This window comes from Dietzia sp. B32, assembly GCF_024732245.1.
GTDB lineage: Bacteria > Actinomycetota > Actinomycetes > Mycobacteriales > Mycobacteriaceae > Dietzia.
On the sequence record NZ_CP093845.1, the window covers coordinates 1,269,885 to 1,287,302 of the forward strand.

Sequence of the window (17,418 nt, forward strand, 5' to 3'; positions counted from 1 at the left end):
CGCCCGGCGAGGTGCGGGTGGCCGCCGTCCGACCCCGGGGTCGGAGGGCGGCCACGCGGTAGAGGTCCTCGGTCAGGCCACGGGGACCGAAGTGCGGGACGACTCGAACACCAGGCCCTCGAAGCGGCCCGAGTTCCACCAGTCCTCGATCATGTTCCAGAAGTCGATCTCGGACGAGTTGTACACGTCGCGGAACACGGCTTTGGACACCTCGCCCTGGCCGTTGTAATACCCCGGGGTGCACGCACCCCAGTAGGCCTCACGCGGCTCGTTCGACCGGCGCACCTCCGCGACCCAGTCGGCCTCGGCCTCCGCGGTGGGCTCGAAGGTGCCGAGGTCGTTGTCCAGCAGGTGCTTGACCAGTCGCGCGGCGTGCCGCGCCTTGCGGTCGAGCATGTAGACGAAGTTGACGTAGTAGGCGGTCTGCGACATCCCCAACTCGACGAAGTTCGGGAAGCCGTGGGTGAAGAACCCGTGGTAGGTCCGGGCGCCCTCGGAGAAGTGGTCCTGCATCGAGTGGCCGCCGCGCCCGATCACGTCGTAGCCGTAGATGCCGGCCGGGCCGGACCCGGTCTCGAAGCCGGTGGCGAAGATGATGCAGTCGACCTCGTAGTGCGTGCCCGCCACGACGATTCCCGTGGCGGTGATCCCGTCGATCCCGGTCGGCGACGCGGCCAGGGTGACGTTGGGCCGGTTGAAGGTCTGCAGGTACTCGTCGTTGAAGCACGGCCGCTTGCACATGTACCCGAACCACGGCTTGAGCTTGTCGGCGGTCGCGGGATCCGTGACGATCGAGTCGACCCGCTGGTGGGCACCCATGAGCAGCTTCATGTCCGCGAGCTCGGCTACCAGCGCCTGGTCCGCCTCCGGGAGCTCACCGACGGGACTGTCGACCAGGGGCTGGCCGGTCAACTGCGGGAACAGGTGGGTCCAGCCGTCGTCGACCAGGTTCCCGTCCACCTCGTGCCCGGAGATGATCCCGTTGAAGTTGTCGTGCCGCTCGTACTGCCAACCGGGCCGGAGCGACTCGGCCCACTGCGGGTCGGTCTTGCGGTTGTTGCGCGGTTGCACGACGCTCGGCGTGCGCTGCACCACCACCAACTCCTTGGCGTCCTGCCCGAGGTAGGGCACCACCTGCACGCCGGTGGCGCCGGTGCCCACCACGGCGACGCGCTTGTCCCGCAGGTTCTCGAGGTTCCCGGATGCCGACCCGCCGGTGTAGTCGTAGTCCCAGCGGCTCGTGTGGAAGATCGTGCCCTCGAAGTCGCCGATGCCGGGCACCTTGGGCAGCTGCGGCTTGGTCAGCGCGCCGTTGGAGCGCATGAGGACGCGGGTGCGGAACCGGTCGCCGCGGTCGGTGGTGACCTCCCAGCGCCGGGACTGCTCGTCCCACTGCGCGTGGGTGGCGCGGGTCTGGAAGTAGGTCTTGCCGTAGAGGTCGTAGTGTCGACCGATGCGCTGGGCGTGCTCGAAGATCTCGGAGCCGTCGGCGTAGCGCTGGCTGGGGATGTACCCGGTTTCCTCGAGCAGCGGCATGTAGATGTGCGATTCGATGTCGCACTGCACGCCCGGGTAGCGGTTCCAGTACCAGGTGCCGCCGAAGTCGCCGCCGTACTCGACGATCCGGAAGTTCTCGACGCCGTTCTGCGTGAGGTAGGCACCGGCGGTCAGCCCCCCGAACCCGCCACCCAGGACGAGGGTGTCGAGCTCCTCGGTGACCGGCTCGCGGGTGATCGGGTCGGAGAACGGGTCACTGTCGTCCACCTCGAGGACATCCTCGAGGCCCTGGAACTGAGCCAGTTGATCCTTGCGCAGTCGGGCCTGCTTGTCCGCCTCGAAGCGCTGGCGGAGGTGGTCGGGGTCGAAATCGATGTCGAGGGGGATCTGGGACTCGGGGAGGGTGAAAGCCATGCTGGTGTCCTTTGGCGAAGGTGCATCCACCGGGAGGGGTCGGTGAACGGTGTGTCGAACAAACTTGACGCTACGTCAAGTTGTGACGAGCATTACATACCGTGTGTGATGTGCGCAACAGTGAGCGCGTGGGGTGGCGAGGACCAGCTCCGATGGAGGACGTGGCCGGCTGGCCGGTCGTGGCTGTTCAACGTGGGTACGGTGGCGTCATCATGACCCCTCCGATCTCCCCCTCCTCCGAGCCGGCGTCGGGCCTGCCCCGCGACCCCTCGACCGGGCCCGCTGACCGACCCGCGCCCAGCCGACCGCGGGTGGTGTCGGTGATCGGCGCCGGAGCGATCGGAGCCGCGGTCATCGAGGCGCTCGAGCGGGGCGACGTCCCCGGCGCCCTGCTCGGCGATGTGCTCCGTTCGCGTAGCTCGGACGAGGAGATCACCAGCGCGATCGAGACGGCCGACGTCGTGGTCGAGGCCAGCAGCGTCGAGGCTGCCGAGAAGTTCATCCCGCGCGTGACGGCCGGCGGAAAGGACATCGTCGTGTGCTCCTGCGGGGTGTTCGCCCGTCACGAGGACCCGCGCGACCTCCTCGCGCCCGGGTCCGGCGCCGGGCGCGTGCTGGTGCCCGCCGGAGCGATCGGCGGGCTCGACATCCTCTCCGCTGCGGCACGCGCGGGCGCCGACGACGCCCACCTGCGGCACTACACCATCAAGAGCCCGGCCGCCCTGAACGTCGACGAGCAGCTCGCGGAGAGCCGGGAGGTGTTCCGCGGCTCGGCCCGCAAGGCGGCGCTGGAGTTCCCGCTCACGTCCAACGCGTCGGTCGCGCTCGCGTTGGCCACGCTGGGGCTGGATCGGACCGAGGTGATCGTGGTCGCCGATCCCCAGGTGCGGCGCACCCGCCACGTCGTGGAGTGGGAATCACCGATGGGGAGCTACGAGCTGCAGTTCGAGAACTCCGTGGACCCCGACTCCGGCGGCCGCACCTCGGCGATCACCGCCTGGTCGGTCGCGGAGGTCCTCGCCTCGCTCGGCGCGGGCGCGGGGCCGGGCGTGGTGGTGCTCGGCCAGGACCCGGGTCGCGGGTAGCGGGTAGCCGGCAGTCGCCAGCGGGCAGCGGGCAGCGGGGCCGGACGAGCGGGCCGCCAGCATAACCGGGCCGGGGTGCGCTGGCTCTGCGGCTTACGCGCCCTCTCTGGTCCGTTTTCCCAGCGCACCCCCCCCTCTGAGGCGTACGTTTCGGCAGCGTAAGTCAGTGGGACAGCGCATCCGGCGGAGGGTGTGCTGCCGGTATGTACGCACAGGCCCCGAATCGATGCTTCCCGTCGACCGGCAGGAGGCCGACCGGTGGAAGCTCGACCGCCGAGCCTCTAGCGTGTGGGTCCCAGTCGATCGAGAGGTGCGAAGATGACCAACGCCCGACCGTCAGACCCTGATCCCGCCCAGAGCCCGGACGTGGACAGCACCGGTTCCGCGCCAGCGGGAATCACCCCGGACTCCGACTCCACCTCGATGCAGTCGGACAGCGCAAGCGAGAAGCAGAGCCCGACGCAGCGGCAGAGCCCGACACCTCAGCCCGGCAACAAGGGTGCCGTCGTGTGGATCGTGGTCATCGCCGTCGTGGTCCTCCTTCTGGTGGTCGGGCTCGTGGGCTACGCGTTCGAAGTGTTCTAGAGCGATGCCTGCCTCCTTCGACACCGTGATCATCGGGGCGGGCAACGCCGGGGTCTCCCTGGCCGCTCGCCTCCAGCGCGACGGCGTACGCGGCATCGCGCTCATCGACCCCAGCCCGATCCACCGCTACCGGCCGATGCTCAACTACGCCGCGGCGGGGCAGGCCCGCATGTCCCGCTACGAGCGGCCCCTGGCGACGGTCGTCCCGGACGGGGTCGAACTCATACCGCACGCGGCGACCCGCGTCGATCCGGACGCCCGGACCGTCACACTCGAGAGCGGCGCGTCCGTCAGTTACAGCGACCTCGTCCTGTGCCCCGGGCTCACCCCGCACTGGGACGATATCCCGGGACTGCAGGACGCCTTCGTCGACGGCTGGGCGGTGTCGGCCCACGTACCCGAGTACGCCGGCCGCGCGTGTGCCGCCCTGGTCCGCGAGCGCGAGGGGACCGTGGTGTTCTCGGTGCCGCCCGAGCCCGCGTCCTGTGGCGGGACGGTACTCAAGGCGATGTTCCTGGCGTGCGACCGGTGGCGGCGCAAGGAGGTCCTCGACCGGATCGACGTGCACCTGGTGACCCCGTTCGGAGGGCTGCTCGGACTGGAGGAGATCGACGCGCGGCTGCAACCGTTCATCGAGGACTACGGCATCACCGTCCACGCGAACACGCGGGTGGCCGCCGTCGACCACCGGGCCAGAACCGTTTCGCTGGACGGCCCGGCCCCGGTGACGCTCGAGCAGGTCAACCTGGCCTACGTCACCCCGCACAGCCGCACCCCCCGGTTCGTCGCCCAGTCGGAGCTGGCGACATCCGATGCCTCCGCACTCGTCGACGTGGACCCCCGCACCCTGCGGCACGCCCGGTTCGAGACCGTGTGGGGCCTCGGGGACGCCGCGACTGTCGGCACTCGGCCGTCCGGTGGTGCGTTGCGCGACCAGGTCGCGGTGGTGGCGGACAATCTGCGCGCCGCCCGCGAGGGTGGAGCCCTGACGGAGTACGACGGCTACACCGTCATCCCCGTGGCCGTGAGCAGGAACCGACTGGTGCTCGACGAGCACGACCGGGACGGCCGGCCCGCCCCGTCGGTGCGCGGGATCGACCTCACGGCCCCCAGGCGGATGACCTACGTGTTCGACCGGTTCGTCCAGCCCGTCGTGTACTTCCGCAGACTGCTACGCGGACGCGTCTGACCCGGTGACAGGCGCCGTCGCCGCGCCGGTGGCCTCCCCGGCCTGGACGTGGTCTCCCGCCTCCCCGGCCTGGAGGCGGTCTCCCCCGGCCCCGGCAGGGGCCTCGTGGGATCCGATCCTGGCGCGCAACGCGGCCTCGACCATGTCGTAGAGGTGGGCGACGACTTTCTCGAACTCGCTGTTGACCACGGTGTTCCGCGCGTCCCGGCGATCCTCGTAGACCGCGAGCGCGCCGGTGAACATCTGGGTCGCCAGGTCTATACGCTCGAACGCCACCCGTCGCGGCAGGTGGGAGCACACGTCCATGAGGCGGACCACCACGTCGTCGGTGGCGGTGCGCAGCTGCGCCTCCGGGATGCCGGGGGCCATGACCGGTCCGACCCGCTGCAGGAACCGCGCGTAGTAGGTGGATTCGGGTTGAGCCCGGAGCAGGTCGACGATCGGCTCTAAGAGAACCCGCACCAGTGACGTGAGATCGGCACCCAGACCCTTCTCGTCGATCTCCACGAGTCGCTGCTGGCGGACCGCGTCGAGGGCGGTCAACCGACGGCGCAGCACCTGCAGGATGAGTCCGTCGCGGCTGCCGAAGTGGTACTGCACCGCCGAGTTGTTGCGCTGCCCCGCGGCGGTGGCGACATCGCGCATCGAGACCCTGTCCAGGCCCCGTTGGCCGATCAACTCCTCGGCGATCTCGATCATCGCCGTCTTGGCGTCCTTCGTCGGGACGGCACCGTCGGCCGGAACACCACTCATCACGTCCATCGTGCTCCTTCCGCTACGCGCCCATTGTCCACGCACCCGCCCCATTTCTGATCCGCCACGTGTGCGGGGACTCAGATCTTGGCGGCTCCGGGGCTCCACTTGCGGCCCGCCGCCTCGCCGAGCTGGTTGAAACTCAACACGGTGAGGAAGAGGACGAACGCGGGGATCCCCACGAGGGCGGGGTACCTCTCGAAGTCCGGCTGGCCGGCGCTGATCATGTTGCCCCAGGTCGGTTCGGGTCGCGGGATGCTCAGTCCCAGGTAGCTGAGCGACGCCTCCGCGACGATCAGCACCGCCACGAGCATGAAGCTGTAGGACAGCACCGGCGCCACGATGTTCGGCGCGACCTCGCGAAGCATGATCCGGGTCTCGCCGGCACCGAGCGAGCGGGCGGCGGTGACGAACTCACGGCCGGCGAAGCTCATCGCGTTGGCGCGGACGAGCCGCGCATAGGACGGCACCACCATGATCCCCAGTGCCAGGGTGACGTTGACCAGGGTCGGCTCGAGGACCGTGACGATCGCGATGAGCAGGATGAGCGACGGGAACGCCAGCAGGACGTCGCTGATGACGGAGACGATCCGGTCTGCCCAGCCGCCCTTGTAGCCGGCCACCAACCCCAGTGCGCCGCCGATGAGTGCGCCGATGACGACGCCACCGATGCCCACGACGATGGAGACGCGGGCCCCGTAGAGCAGACCGCCGAGAACGTCGAGGCCCTGACGATCGGTGCCGAGGGGATGCGCCGTGAACAGGTCCGCGGGGAGCAGGGACCGGGTGGTCAGCGCGAACTGCGGGTCACGCGCCTCGGCGAGCGGCAGGAAGTCGACGACCAACGCTCCGAGGACGATGAGGACGGTCCAGCCCAGGGCCAACAGGGTGCCGACCCCGGAGAGCTTCGGCAGGCGGCGCCGCCGACGAACGGGCGCCACCGCGGCGGCCGCGCCGGCCGCGCCGGTCGCGCCGGTCGCGGTGGCGCTCGTGGCCGAGCCCGTGGTCGTGTCGGTGGCGCTCGTGGCCGTGGCCGTGTCGGTGGCGGTGTCGGTGGGCGTAGCGGTAGCGGTGGAACGGGTCGGGTCGATGTCAGCCACGGCGGATCCTCGGGTCGATGAGTGCGTAGGTGACGTCCACGGTCATGTTGACCACGACGTAGAAGACGGCGATGACGATCACGCCGCCGAGCACCACGGGAAGGTTGTCGTTCTGGACGGCATCGACGATCATGCTGCCCATCCCGGGCAGGTTGAACAGTCGCTCGACGACCACCGTGCCGCCGATGAGGCGGCCGAGGCTGATGCCGGCGAGGGTGATGATCGAGACCGTCGACGGCCGCAGGGCCTCTCTGACCAGGACGTGGCCGGTGGGCATGCCCTTGGCGCGCGCCGAGAGGACGAAGTCCTGCTGCAGGGTCGAGATCATGTCGGTTCGCAGGACGCGGGTGAAGATCGCCACCTCCATCAGCGCGAGGGTGAGCGCGGGCAGGGCGATGCTGCGCAGGTTCTCCCCCAGCCCCTCGGCCAACGGCACGTAACCCTGGCGCGGGAACTCGGGGAGGAGGAGCGCGATCGACGCGAGCACCCCGCCCACCACGAGACCGGCGATGAGAGACCGACCCCACATGACCCCGGGGGCTCCGGGCCCGCCCCGTCGGCCGAGCGGCGACAGAGCCACCACGAGCCCGACCACGACGGCGACGCCGAGGATGAGCTGCTGCGCGAACGAGTGGTTGAACACCAGCAGGTAGATCAACAGCAGACCGGCCACGAAGCTGGGGACCGAGATGAACGCGAACGCGACGACCGAGGCGACCCGGTCGAACACTCCGCCGCGGCGGTAGGCCGACCACACCGCGACCGGCACCGCGATCGCCAGCGACAGGATGATCGACAGAAAGGCGAGCTGGAGGGTGACCGGTAGGGCGTTGCCGATCATCTCGGTGACCGGCTGGTTGGGAGGGATCAGCGAGTTGCCGAGATCCGCGGACGCCATGCTGCCGGCCCAGTCCGCGAATCGGGTCGCCAGTGGCTCGTCGAGACCCAGCTCCTCCCGGGCCGCCTGGTACTGCTCCGCGGTCGCGCCCGGCCCCACGGCGGACGCCGCGGAGTCCCCGGGAACGGCCTCCATCAGGAAGAACGCGCCGATGGTGGCGAGTATGACGACGACGGCCGCGTGCAGAGCGCGTTCGCCAATGAACCTGAGCACGTGGGGAGTCCCCTTCGTCTGAGTCACCGCCTGAGGCGGTTTCTTAATTGTCTTGACGTGGACACACTATGCCGTGATACTCGTCACAGCAACACGTTCTAAGCCGTTGTCTTAGACCCCCGTCCGAGACACCACACCCAGGAGGCAGCCATCGCCGCCGCAGCACCCAGCGCGCACGGGTCACCGGACCCTGACCTGCTGCTCGAGGTCCGCGACCTCCGCACCCACATCGACACCCCCGACGGTCGCATCACTCCCGTCGACGGCGTCGACATCTCCCTGCGACGCGGTGAGACGATCGGGATCGTGGGCGAGTCGGGTTCCGGCAAGTCGATGCTCGTCCGGTCGATCATGGGCATCGCACCGACCACGGCCCGGGTCGACCCGGCCTCGACGGTCCGCTTCGACGGCCGGGATGTGCTGTCCCTGTCCCAGCGGCAGGCACAGAAGTTCTGGGGACGCGAGATCGCCATGGTCTTCCAGGACCCGCTGACCTCGCTCAACCCGATCCGGACGATCGGCCGTCAGATCACCGACCCGCTGCGACACCACCTGGGACTGAGCCGCCGCGAGGCCACAGACCGGGCGGTCGAGATGCTGACGCGGGTGCGCATCCCCTCTCCCCGTGCCCGACTCTCCGAGTACCCGCACCAGCTCTCGGGCGGCATGCGCCAGCGCGTCGGCATCGCGATCGCACTGTCCTGCTCCCCCAAGTTGCTCATCGCCGACGAGCCCACCACCGCGCTCGACGTGACGGTGCAGCACGAGATCCTCGACCTGCTGCACGGACTGCAGGCCGACTCCGACATGGCGATGATCCTCGTCAGCCACGACCTCGCGGTGGTCTCGCAGCACACCGACCGGATCGGTGTCATGTACGCCGGCCGGTTCCTCGAGGTGGGCGACACGCGGGCCCTGCTCGACGAGCCCGCGCACCCGTACACCGGCGCGCTGCTCGACTCGATCCCGCGGCCGGACCTGCCGCCGCACACCCTGCTCACCGTGATCGAGGGACGCCCGCCCAATCTGCGCGAGATGCCCGCGGGCTGCCGGTTCGCTCCCCGCTGCCCGCGCGTGGCCGACGACTGCCTCGCCGTGGACCCGCCGCTCGAGGACCTGGCGACCACGCCGGGCGTGATGCCGCGGTTCGCCGTCCCCGGTGCCGGTATCCGCAGCACCGAAGTCCACCGAGCCGCGTGCCACCACCCGCTCGTCCCCGCCACTGCCAGCACACCCAGCGAGGCATCATGACCGTCCCCTCGAACGACCTCACCGGTTCGGCCGGGTCGGAGACCGCGGGCCGTCCGGCGGAAGCCGACCTCGTCGTCGTCGACACCGGGGCTGCCGACACCGACGCCGTCGACAAACTCGTGGTCGACGGCGTGACCGTCGAGTACCACACCCGCAAGGGCACGGTCCACGCCGTCTCGGACGTCTCCCTCACCGTCCCCCGGGGCTCCACACTGGCCCTGGTCGGCGAGTCCGGCTGCGGCAAGTCCAGCCTCGGGCGGGCCATGCTGCAGCTGCCCCGCCCCTCGTCCGGACGCGTCAAGGTCGACGACACCGACCTGTGCGCGCTGTCCGGGGCGGCCCTGACCCGCGCCCGCAGGATGATCCAGATGGTGTTCCAGGACCCCGTCTCCTCGCTCAACCCGCGCCGCAAGGTCCGCGACATCGTGGCCGAGGGGCTGGAGATCCAGGGCGTCGACGGCGGTCGCGAGGAGATCCGGCGCCGTGTGGACGCCGCCCTCGAGGCGGTCGGTCTGGACCCCGAGCACGCCGGCGGCCGGCGCCCGTCCGAGTTCTCCGGCGGGCAGTGCCAGCGGATCGCCCTGGCCCGCGCCCTCGTACTGGAACCCGAGGTGCTGGTCTGCGACGAGCCCGTGTCCGCGCTCGACGTCTCCGTGCAGGCGCAGATCCTCAACCTGCTCGAGGAGATGAAGGAGCGCTACCACCTGACGATGGTCTTCATCTCCCACGACCTGTCGGTGGTGCACAACATCGCCGACCGCGTGGCGGTGATGTACCTCGGCACGGTGTGCGAGGTCGCCGACACCGAGTCGCTGTACCGGGCCCCGGCCCACCCGTACACGATGCTGCTCATCTCGTCCGCGCCGACGCTCGGCGGGACGCTCGCCGACACGCTGGGCGAGGACTCCATCACCGCGACCAGCTCCGAGCTGCCCTCGCCCCTGAACCCCCCGTCCGGATGCAGATTCCGAACCCGGTGCCCACTGGCCACCGACATCTGCGCCACCGACCGTCCTCCCTTGGTCGACATCGCGCCCGGCCACCAGGTCGCGTGCCACCACCCTCTCCAGGAGAATCGATGAAGCGCACCACCAGCGCCCTGGCCGTACTCGCGGCCGCCGCCCTGACCCTGTCCGCGTGCGGCGGCGGGGAGGAGTCCACCTCCGCCTCCGGCGGCGCCGAGGGTCAGGCCCCCGACCAGTCCGAGCGGTGCACCGAGGACCTCGCCGGCGGCACGATCACCGTGGGCGAATTCTCCATGCTCCCGTCCTTCGCCCCCGGTCAGGGCCAGTACGGTGTCCGCGGCGGAGCCCAGTCGGCCGCCGTCTACGACCGGCTGATGGTGTGGAACCCCGAGGCCGAGGCGTTCGAGCCCAAGCTCGCCGAGTCCCTCGAGGCCAACGACGACAACACCGTCTGGACCATGACGCTGCGCGACGGCGTCACCTTCTCCAACGGCGACCCCCTCACCGCGGACGACGTCGCGTTCACGGTCGGCCTGCACAAGGACCCCGCCACCCGGTCGGTCGCGATGACCGAGGCCATGCAGATCTCCGACGTCCGCGTGGTGGACCCGCTCACCGTCGAGTTCACACTCGCCGACCCGTGGGCAGGGTTCCCCATCACGCTCGCCGGCACCGTCGGAGAGGTCATCCCCAAGGCCGCCTACGAGGCCGCCGATCCGCGGGACTGGGCGCGCAACCCGATCGGCGCCGGCGCGTTCACTGTCGCCAACTACGTCCCCGACCAGGAGACGGTCCTCGAGCCCAACCCGGACTACTACGGCGGCCCCGTCTGCCCCACCCTGAAGTTCATCCGCATCCCCGGTTCCCAGGGCACCTACGACGCCTTCCAGACCGGGGAGCTCCAGGTGGCCTTCCTGCGTGGCGCCAAGTTCATGAACATGGCCACGTCCGACGACGTCCGCGGTTTCGAGGAGATCATCAGCTCCGGCTCGGTGATCAACATGAACTCGGGCAAGGCCGGCTACGACGGCATCCTCACCGACGTCCGCGCCCGCCGGGCCGTGGCGGCCGCCATGGACCGCGACCTGTGGAACCAGCGCTTGTACGACGGCGAGGGTCAGGCGACCTCCGCCCTGATCGCCGAATCCTCCCGACTGTTCGACGGCCAGGAGGGCCCGGCGTACGACGTCGAGAAGGCCAAGGCGCTCGTGGCGGAACTCAAGGCCGACCGCCCGGACTGGGACGGTTCCCTGCGGATGCTCATCTCCGACGGTCCCGAGAACATCGAGGCTGGCGTGGTGGCCAAGGCCCTGCTGGACGCGGCCGGGTTCGACGTCCGGATCGACAACGCCCCGGTCTCCCAGGTCACCGCGCGTCAGTTCACCGGCGACTACGAGATCGTGATCGGCGGCCTGGCCACCTCGGACGCCGATCCGGCGGCCGCGTTCGCCAGCGGCATGCTCCCGACCGGCGCGACCAACCTCACCGGCATCGACGACCCCGAGCTCACCGCCGCGGTCAACGACCTCAAGGCCGCCGGTGACCTCGACGCCCAGAAGGAGGCGCTCACGCGCCTACAGGAGGTCTTCAACGAGGTGCAGCCGTTCACCGTGATGGCCAACGCCGAGCAGTACGTGGCCGTCTCCGACACCATCGGGGGACTCACCCCGACCCTGTCCTCGACCGTCCTCTACGACGGGGCCTTCGTGAAGGAGTGACCGTCACGGGGGTGACAGTCACGGAGTGATTCCTCCGCTCGCCTCTCGAACGCCCGCGGCCCCGACGGGCCGCCCCCGCACCACCACGACGTGCCCCGGGCTCCCGCCCACCGGTGAGAGCCCGGGGCACCTCTCTGCCGACGACACCGACGCACGGCGGGCCGATCGGCCCGCCGCCCCTCACCACCAGGAGAAAAGATGACCCGCGCCACCAGCGCCCTGGCCGTCCTCGCCGCGACCACCCTCGCCCTCACCGCCTGTGGAGGCGGCGGAGCCGATCCCACCGCATCGGCCTCCGGCGCCACCGCGCCGGACCAATCCGAGCGCTGCACAGCCGACCGGGCCGGAGGCACCATCACCATGGGTGAGTACGCCATGCTCCCGTCCTTCGCGCCCGGCCAGGGCCAGTTCGGCGTCCGCGGGGCCACCGAGTCCGCCGCCGTCTACGACCGTCTCATGCGGTGGAACCCCGAGGCCGCGGAGTTCGAGCCCAAGCTGGCCGAGTCCCTGGAGTCCGCCGAGGACAACACCGTGTGGACCCTGACGCTCCGCGAGGGCGTCACCTTCTCCAACGGGGATCCGCTCACCGCCGAGGACGTGGCGTTCACGATCGACCTGCACAAGAACCCGAAGACCGTCTCCAACGCGATGACCGACGCGCAGCAGGTCGAGTCGACCCGCGTCGTGAACCCGCTGACCGTGGAGTTCACGTTGGCCGAGCCGTGGGCCGGATTCCCGATCCTGCTTGCAGGGACGGCGGGGGAGGTCATCCCGAAGAAGGCCTACGAGGCCGCCGGCCCCAAGGAGTGGTCGCGCAACCCGATCGGCGCCGGCGCGTTCACGGTATCCGAGTACATCCCGGACCAGGAGCTCGTACTGGAGCCCAACCCGGACTACTACGGCGGGCCCGTCTGCCCCACCCTGGAGTTCATCCGCATCCCCGGCTCGCAGGGTACCTACGAGGCGTTCCAGACCGGCGAGGTCCAGGTGGGGTTCCTGCGTGGCGCCAAGACCGTCACCGCCGCCCAGGACGCCGGCGAGCGGGGCTTCGAGACCATCACCAGCGCCGGCTCCATCGTCAACCTCAACGCCGGTAACGCGGGCTACGACGGCGTCCTCACCGACGAGCGGGCCCGTCAGGCGTTCGCCATGGCACTCGACCGGGAGCTCATCGATCAGCGCCTGACCGGCGGTCTCGGCCAGCCCACCTCCGCCATCATCGCGGAGTCCTCGCGCTTCTACGACGGGCAGCAGGGCCCCGAGTTCGACGTCGAGCAGGCGACCGCCCTCATCGACGAGGTCAAGGCCGACCGACCCGACTGGAACGGCGAGCTCACCCTGCTCGTGGCGGACAGCCCGGAGAACATGGAGTCCGGCGTGGCCGTCAAGGCACTGCTCGATGCGGCCGGCTTCGACGTCACCATCCAGAGCCAGCCCGTCGCCCAGGTCGTCGCCCGGCAGTTCACCGGCGACTATGAGGCCGTCATCGGCGGACTGTCCCCCTCGGACGCCGACCCGGCCTCCACCTTCGCCAGCGCCATGACCCCCGGTGGCTCACTCAACATCCCGGGCGTCGACGACCCCGAGCTCACCGAGGCCGTGGCCGCGTTCAAGGCCGCCGGAGACCTCGAGGCGCAGAAGGCGGCGGCGACCGACCTGCAGGAGGTCTACAACCGGGTCGTGCCGTTCGCGGTGCTGGCCAACGCGCAGGAGTACGTGGTGGTCGACGACTCCGTCAAGGGTGTCTCGCCCAGCCTGTACTCCACGATGTTCTTCGACGGGGCGTTCGTCCAGGAGTGACCGCGCGGGCGGGGCGCGCCTCTCGAACGCCGACGGCCCCGGATCCCGGAGACATCTCCACGGGATCCGGGGCCGTCGGCTTCTGCGCTCCGCCCCGCCCCGCCCCGCCCCCCCAGAAATCCGCCCCTCCGAATTCGATGCGCGGCCGGGCCCCGCGGGGCGGATCGAAATCCGAAGGGCGGATCGGCGGCCAGCCCGGATCGGCGGCCAGCGATCGGCGTCCAGCCGGATCGGCGTCCAGCCCGGGTCGGCGCGCAGCGATCGGCGCCCAGCTAGGGCCCGCCCCGCGTCACCACCCGTCGTACCCCGGCGCCAACGTGGCCCACGGCGCGGCCGCCTCGAGCTGCCCCGACAACCGCAGCAGCAGGTCCTCGCGGGCGTAGTCGGCGACCAGCTGCACGCCCACCGGCAATCCCCGCTCGTCGGCGCCGAGCGGCAGGGAGATCGCCGGCTGGCCCGACAGGTTGAACATGCCCGTGCACGCCGAGTACGCCGACGACCGCGTCCACATCGAGCCCGGGTCGGTGACGTCCAGGTAGCCCAGCTCCGGGGTGGTGGAGGGCAGGGTCGGCAGCATCAGCACGTCCACGCCGCCGGGCCCGAACAGCTCGGCCACGCGCCAGCCGGTCCGGTGGGCGGTCTGCAGCGCCCGGGCCACGTCAGGTGCGGAGTGGGTCATGGCGTTGTCGAGGATCACCCGCGTCCAGGGCTCGATGTCGTCGTCGTCGAGGTCCCTTCCCAGCGCGGCGAGGCGCGCGTCGACGGTCGCCCGCAGCTGGGCGCCCATGATGACACCGACGGCGGACATCGCCTCCAGCACGTCGACGCCCAGCTCGACCTCCCGCACCTCGTGGCCGAGCCCGGTGAGCAGCCCGGCGGTGTGGTCGACGACGGCGGTGCACGCGGCGTCGGTGGGGAACGGCCCGGGCGCGACCCGCAGCATCCCCACCCGGAGACGACCCGGGTCGGCGCCGACCTCGTCGAGGAACGGCCGCGGCGGCGTGGGCGCACCGTAGGCGTCGCCCGGGCGGTGGCCGGCCACGGCGTCGAGCAGCGCGGCGCTGTCGCGGACGGTGGTGGTCAGGGCGTGGTGGTAGGACAACGGCGAGGCCAGTGCGTCGGGGTGCGGCCACGTGGGGACGCGTCCGCGGCTGGGTTTGAGGCCGACCAGTCCGCACATCGCGGCGGGGATGCGGATGGAGCCGCCGCCATCGGTGCCGTGCGCGACCGGCACCATGCCCGAGGCGACCGCCGCCGCCGACCCGCCGCTCGACCCGCCGGTGGAGTACCCCGTGTCCCACGGGTTGCGGCACGGGCCGTGCAGCAGCGACTCGGTGGTGGTGGACTTGCCCATCTCGGGCACGTTCGTCGTGCCGAGCACCACCATCCCGGCCGCCTTGTAGCGCTGCACGACGGTGCTGTCCACGTCCGCGACGACGTCGGCGAGCAGCCGGGAACCGTCGGCGGCGGGCAGCCCGGCCACATCGGTGCCGAGTGCCTTGATGACGATCGGCACCCCCCGCAGCGGGCCGTCGGGAAGCCCCGCCTCCACCTCGGCGCGCGCGGCGTCGAAACGTGTCGCGACCATGGCGTTGAGCTCCGGGTCGAGGCGCTCGATGCGGGTGATGGCCTCCTCCAGCACCTCGGCGGCGCTCGTGGCGCCGGCGCGGATGTCGCCGGCCAGGGCGAGCGCGTCGCGGGTCGGGGTGGGGGTGTCGGTCACGGGGTGGCCTTTCGTGGGCGCGGGGATGGTGGGACGACGACGAGGACGACGACGAGGTCAGCCCCAGCGGGACTGGCCGCCGTCCAACGGGATGGTCGCACCGCTCAGGTACGAGGCCTCCGCCGAGCACAGCCAGGCGACGGGCCGGCCGATGTCGGCGAGGGGGTCGCCCACCCGGCCGGCGGGGATGCCTGCGACGAACTCGGCGGCCTCCTCCGGGTTGTTCTCCATCCACCAGTCGAGTCCGGGGCTGTGTGCGTGCGGGGCCACGTTGAGCGCGCGGATTCCCTCGGCGGCCCACTCGTAGGCGGCGGCGCGGGTGAGGGCGCGGACGGCCTCCTTGACCGCGGAGTAGATGCCGTAGTTGGCGGCGTCCCAGCGAACGGCCGCGGAGGTGACGAGGTTGATGACGGTGCCGCCCCCGCGCTTGGCCATCTCGGGGCGGGCGAGCTTCATCAGGGTCAGGGAGACGCGGGGGCCGCCCTCGAAGGCCTTGCGGAAGTCGTCGTCGGGGTAGTCCGACAGCGGCAGCGGCATGGCCATGTTGGCATTGTTGACGAGGATGTCCACACCGCCGAGGCGCTCTACGGCCGTGGCGATGATCTGTTCCGGCGCGCCGTCGGTGACGATGTCGGCGGCCAGACACTCGGCGGTGCCGCCGGCGGAGCGGATCTCCTCGGCGACGCGCTCGAGCTTGTGCATCTTGCGTCCGACCAGCAGGACCGCCGCGCCGGATTCGGCGAGGCCGAGCGAGATGCCGCGGCCGACGCCCTGGCCTCCGCCCGTGACGATCGCGACCTTCCCGGCCAGCCGGTTGTCGCGGTCGGCTCCCGGCTGGGCGGTGGTGCCCGGCTGGGCGCCCGCCGCGGGCGTGGTCTGGGTGGGGTTCTCGGTCATGGGGTCCTCCGTGGTTGATCTGGATGTCGGCGAGCGGTGATCACGCCGTGACGATGGTGAGCAGGCCGGCGACCACCACGAGGGCGATCACGGCCGAGCGGAACACGTGGGTGGGCAGGCGTCGAGCGATGGCGATCCCCAGCTGGTTGGCCGACACCCCGGCGACGGTGCACACCAGGAGAAGTGGTGCCAGGCCCGGCAGGTCGATGCCGGTTCCGGTCCACAGCAGCGTCAGCGCGACGACGCTGGTGACGACGAAGTAGCCCGCGAGGTCGGCGATGAACGCCAGGGGCGGGAGTCTGGCCCTGCCGAGCAGGAGTACGACGGGCGGCCCGTTGAGCGAGGTGGTGGTGGACAGGTAGCCGCCGATCGCCCCGACCGTGGCCGTGACGAGCGCCGAGGGCGGGCGGGCGTGGTGGGTGGTGGGCAGCGCCATCGCGAGGCCGCACAGGACGGTGATGGCGCCGGCGGCCGGCTGGAGGTGCTGCTCGGGCAGCAGGCCCAGTGTCCGTACGCCCAGCCACGCCCCCGGCACGCTGGCCGCGCCGAGGACCGCTACGCGTCGCCAGGTGATGTGTCGGCGCAACTGCACGGTGACGCCGACCCGTGTGACCAGCGCGACCACCAGGTTGACAGCCACGGTCTCCGGCAATCCGATCCCCGCCGTGAGCATGAGCGGGGTGGCGATGAGCGCGGTTCCGAAGCCGGTGGCCCCGCCGATCACCGAGGCGGCCGCGACGCACAGCGCCGCGATGACGATCAGGCCCACACGTCACCTGCTCGTGCCGTCACGTCGCGTCGGCGGGTGCGAGGTGGTTGTCGTTGAGCTGGAAGCTGGGCACGTCCTTGAGGTTGATCATCGCCTCGTAGGTGCGCTTGTAACCGGTCTTCGTGATCATCCAGCGGCCGTCGATGCGCGCGTAGTTGTCGGAGTAGAACGCGCTGCCGAAGATCATCGTGTCGAAGGCGGGCACGATCACCCGGTCCTGCAGGTACCAGCGGCCCGTGGCGGTGTCACCGTCGACCTCGATCTCCGGGTGGTGGGCCTGGTGTTCGGTGATGACGTCGTCGGTCATCTGGCCCTGCAACCCTGTGACCACCTCGTCGCGACCGGTGTAGGACAGCCGCTTGCCGTAGGACGCGGTGACGTCGGGCGCCAGCGTCTGGGCGAGCTCGTCCCACAGCCGCAGGTCGACGCAGCGCAGGTAGCGGTACTTGAGTGATTTGATGGCGTCGATGTCGTCGCGGCGGTCGGGAGTGCTCATCGCGGGCCTTTCGGAAGGGGTCGGGGCGCGCGTGTCGCGCGCACAGCAGAGACTGTAGTCAATTG

15 protein-coding genes are annotated in these 17,418 nt (G+C 70.7%); 7 read left to right on the forward strand and 8 right to left on the reverse strand.

The genetic code is table 11. The features are described 5' to 3' along the window. Positions 1-72: 72 nt before the first annotated feature. Positions 73-1,911 (reverse strand): NAD(P)/FAD-dependent oxidoreductase, encoded by a 1,839-nt coding sequence (locus L8M95_RS06100; RefSeq protein WP_260488606.1) that lies wholly within the window; start codon positions 1,909-1,911, stop codon positions 73-75. A gap of 212 nt (positions 1,912-2,123) precedes the next feature. Here L8M95_RS06100 and L8M95_RS06105 point away from each other — a divergent pair, with 212 nt between their 5' ends. The 3 genes from L8M95_RS06105 (at position 2,124) to L8M95_RS06115 (ending at position 4,770) form a co-directional block, all read left to right on the forward strand. Next, complete coding sequence (locus L8M95_RS06105) at positions 2,124-2,996, forward strand: aspartate dehydrogenase domain-containing protein (protein WP_260488607.1); 873 nt, start codon at positions 2,124-2,126, stop codon at positions 2,994-2,996. 318 nt (positions 2,997-3,314) lie between these two features. Further along, a complete protein-coding gene (locus L8M95_RS06110; RefSeq protein WP_260488608.1) occupies positions 3,315-3,581 on the forward strand; it encodes a hypothetical protein in 267 nt (88 codons plus the stop codon). Positions 3,582-3,585: 4 nt separating this feature from the next. Then, a complete protein-coding gene (locus L8M95_RS06115; protein ID WP_260488609.1) occupies positions 3,586-4,770 on the forward strand; it encodes an NAD(P)/FAD-dependent oxidoreductase in 1,185 nt (394 codons plus the stop codon). On the opposite strand, the gene L8M95_RS06120 is transcribed toward L8M95_RS06115, so the two are convergent. From L8M95_RS06120 to L8M95_RS06130, 3 genes are all read right to left on the reverse strand, one after another. Then, positions 4,753-5,532, reverse strand: a complete 780-nt coding sequence (locus L8M95_RS06120) for a TetR family transcriptional regulator (RefSeq protein ID WP_260488610.1) — start codon at positions 5,530-5,532, stop codon at positions 4,753-4,755. The genes L8M95_RS06115 and L8M95_RS06120 overlap by 18 nt on opposite strands. Before the next feature lie 71 nt (positions 5,533-5,603). Then, a complete protein-coding gene (locus L8M95_RS06125) occupies positions 5,604-6,623 on the reverse strand; it encodes an ABC transporter permease (RefSeq protein WP_260488611.1) in 1,020 nt (339 codons plus the stop codon). After that, positions 6,616-7,734, reverse strand: a complete 1,119-nt coding sequence (locus L8M95_RS06130) for an ABC transporter permease (protein WP_260488612.1) — start codon at positions 7,732-7,734, stop codon at positions 6,616-6,618. The genes L8M95_RS06125 and L8M95_RS06130 overlap by 8 nt, the downstream gene beginning before the upstream one ends. A gap of 228 nt (positions 7,735-7,962) precedes the next feature. Between L8M95_RS06130 and L8M95_RS06135 the strand changes: the two genes are divergently transcribed. From L8M95_RS06135 to L8M95_RS06150, 4 genes are all read left to right on the forward strand, one after another. Next, on the forward strand, positions 7,963-8,985 hold the full coding sequence (locus L8M95_RS06135; RefSeq protein WP_396119760.1) for an ABC transporter ATP-binding protein: 1,023 nt from the start codon (positions 7,963-7,965) through the stop codon (positions 8,983-8,985). Continuing rightward, the gene (locus tag L8M95_RS06140) at positions 8,982-10,067 is read left to right on the forward strand and encodes an ABC transporter ATP-binding protein (RefSeq protein ID WP_260488613.1); all 1,086 of its coding nucleotides are present in this window, start codon (positions 8,982-8,984) and stop codon (positions 10,065-10,067) included. The genes L8M95_RS06135 and L8M95_RS06140 overlap by 4 nt, the downstream gene beginning before the upstream one ends. Continuing rightward, a complete protein-coding gene (locus L8M95_RS06145; RefSeq protein ID WP_260488614.1) occupies positions 10,064-11,668 on the forward strand; it encodes an ABC transporter substrate-binding protein in 1,605 nt (534 codons plus the stop codon). Before L8M95_RS06140 ends, L8M95_RS06145 begins: the two co-directional genes overlap by 4 nt. A 198-nt stretch (positions 11,669-11,866) precedes the next feature. Next, the gene (locus L8M95_RS06150; RefSeq protein ID WP_260488615.1) at positions 11,867-13,468 is read left to right on the forward strand and encodes an ABC transporter substrate-binding protein; all 1,602 of its coding nucleotides are present in this window, start codon (positions 11,867-11,869) and stop codon (positions 13,466-13,468) included. Between the two features lie 289 nt (positions 13,469-13,757). On the opposite strand, the gene L8M95_RS06155 is transcribed toward L8M95_RS06150, so the two are convergent. The 4 genes from L8M95_RS06155 to L8M95_RS06170 are packed head-to-tail and all read right to left on the reverse strand — an operon-like array spanning position 13,758 to position 17,353. Next, positions 13,758-15,191: an amidase gene (locus L8M95_RS06155; protein ID WP_260488616.1), complete on the reverse strand. Its 1,434-nt coding sequence runs from the start codon at positions 15,189-15,191 to the stop codon at positions 13,758-13,760. 57 nt (positions 15,192-15,248) lie between these two features. Next, entirely contained in the window at positions 15,249-16,088 is an 840-nt protein-coding gene (locus tag L8M95_RS06160) for an SDR family NAD(P)-dependent oxidoreductase (RefSeq protein WP_256820358.1), read from the reverse strand. Positions 16,089-16,128: 40 nt separating this feature from the next. After that, positions 16,129-16,857: a sulfite exporter TauE/SafE family protein gene (locus tag L8M95_RS06165; protein ID WP_260488617.1), complete on the reverse strand. Its 729-nt coding sequence runs from the start codon at positions 16,855-16,857 to the stop codon at positions 16,129-16,131. Positions 16,858-16,876: 19 nt separating this feature from the next. After that, positions 16,877-17,353 (reverse strand): nuclear transport factor 2 family protein, encoded by a 477-nt coding sequence (locus L8M95_RS06170; protein ID WP_256820360.1) that lies wholly within the window; start codon positions 17,351-17,353, stop codon positions 16,877-16,879. Positions 17,354-17,418: the final 65 nt, after the last annotated feature.

Coding starts and splice junctions, on each gene's coding strand:
- L8M95_RS06160 (WP_256820358.1), bottom strand. CDS start 16,088: ATGACCGAGAACCCCACCCAGACCACGCCCGCGGCGGGCGCCCAGCCG.
- L8M95_RS06105 (WP_260488607.1), top strand. CDS start 2,124: ATGACCCCTCCGATCTCCCCCTCCTCCGAGCCGGCGTCGGGCCTGCCC.
- L8M95_RS06145 (WP_260488614.1), top strand. CDS start 10,064: ATGAAGCGCACCACCAGCGCCCTGGCCGTACTCGCGGCCGCCGCCCTG.
- L8M95_RS06150 (WP_260488615.1), top strand. CDS start 11,867: ATGACCCGCGCCACCAGCGCCCTGGCCGTCCTCGCCGCGACCACCCTC.
- L8M95_RS06170 (WP_256820360.1), bottom strand. CDS start 17,353: ATGAGCACTCCCGACCGCCGCGACGACATCGACGCCATCAAATCACTC.
- L8M95_RS06115 (WP_260488609.1), top strand. CDS start 3,586: ATGCCTGCCTCCTTCGACACCGTGATCATCGGGGCGGGCAACGCCGGG.
- L8M95_RS06140 (WP_260488613.1), top strand. CDS start 8,982: ATGACCGTCCCCTCGAACGACCTCACCGGTTCGGCCGGGTCGGAGACC.
- L8M95_RS06120 (WP_260488610.1), bottom strand. CDS start 5,532: ATGGACGTGATGAGTGGTGTTCCGGCCGACGGTGCCGTCCCGACGAAG.
- L8M95_RS06100 (WP_260488606.1), bottom strand. CDS start 1,911: ATGGCTTTCACCCTCCCCGAGTCCCAGATCCCCCTCGACATCGATTTC.
- L8M95_RS06110 (WP_260488608.1), top strand. CDS start 3,315: ATGACCAACGCCCGACCGTCAGACCCTGATCCCGCCCAGAGCCCGGAC.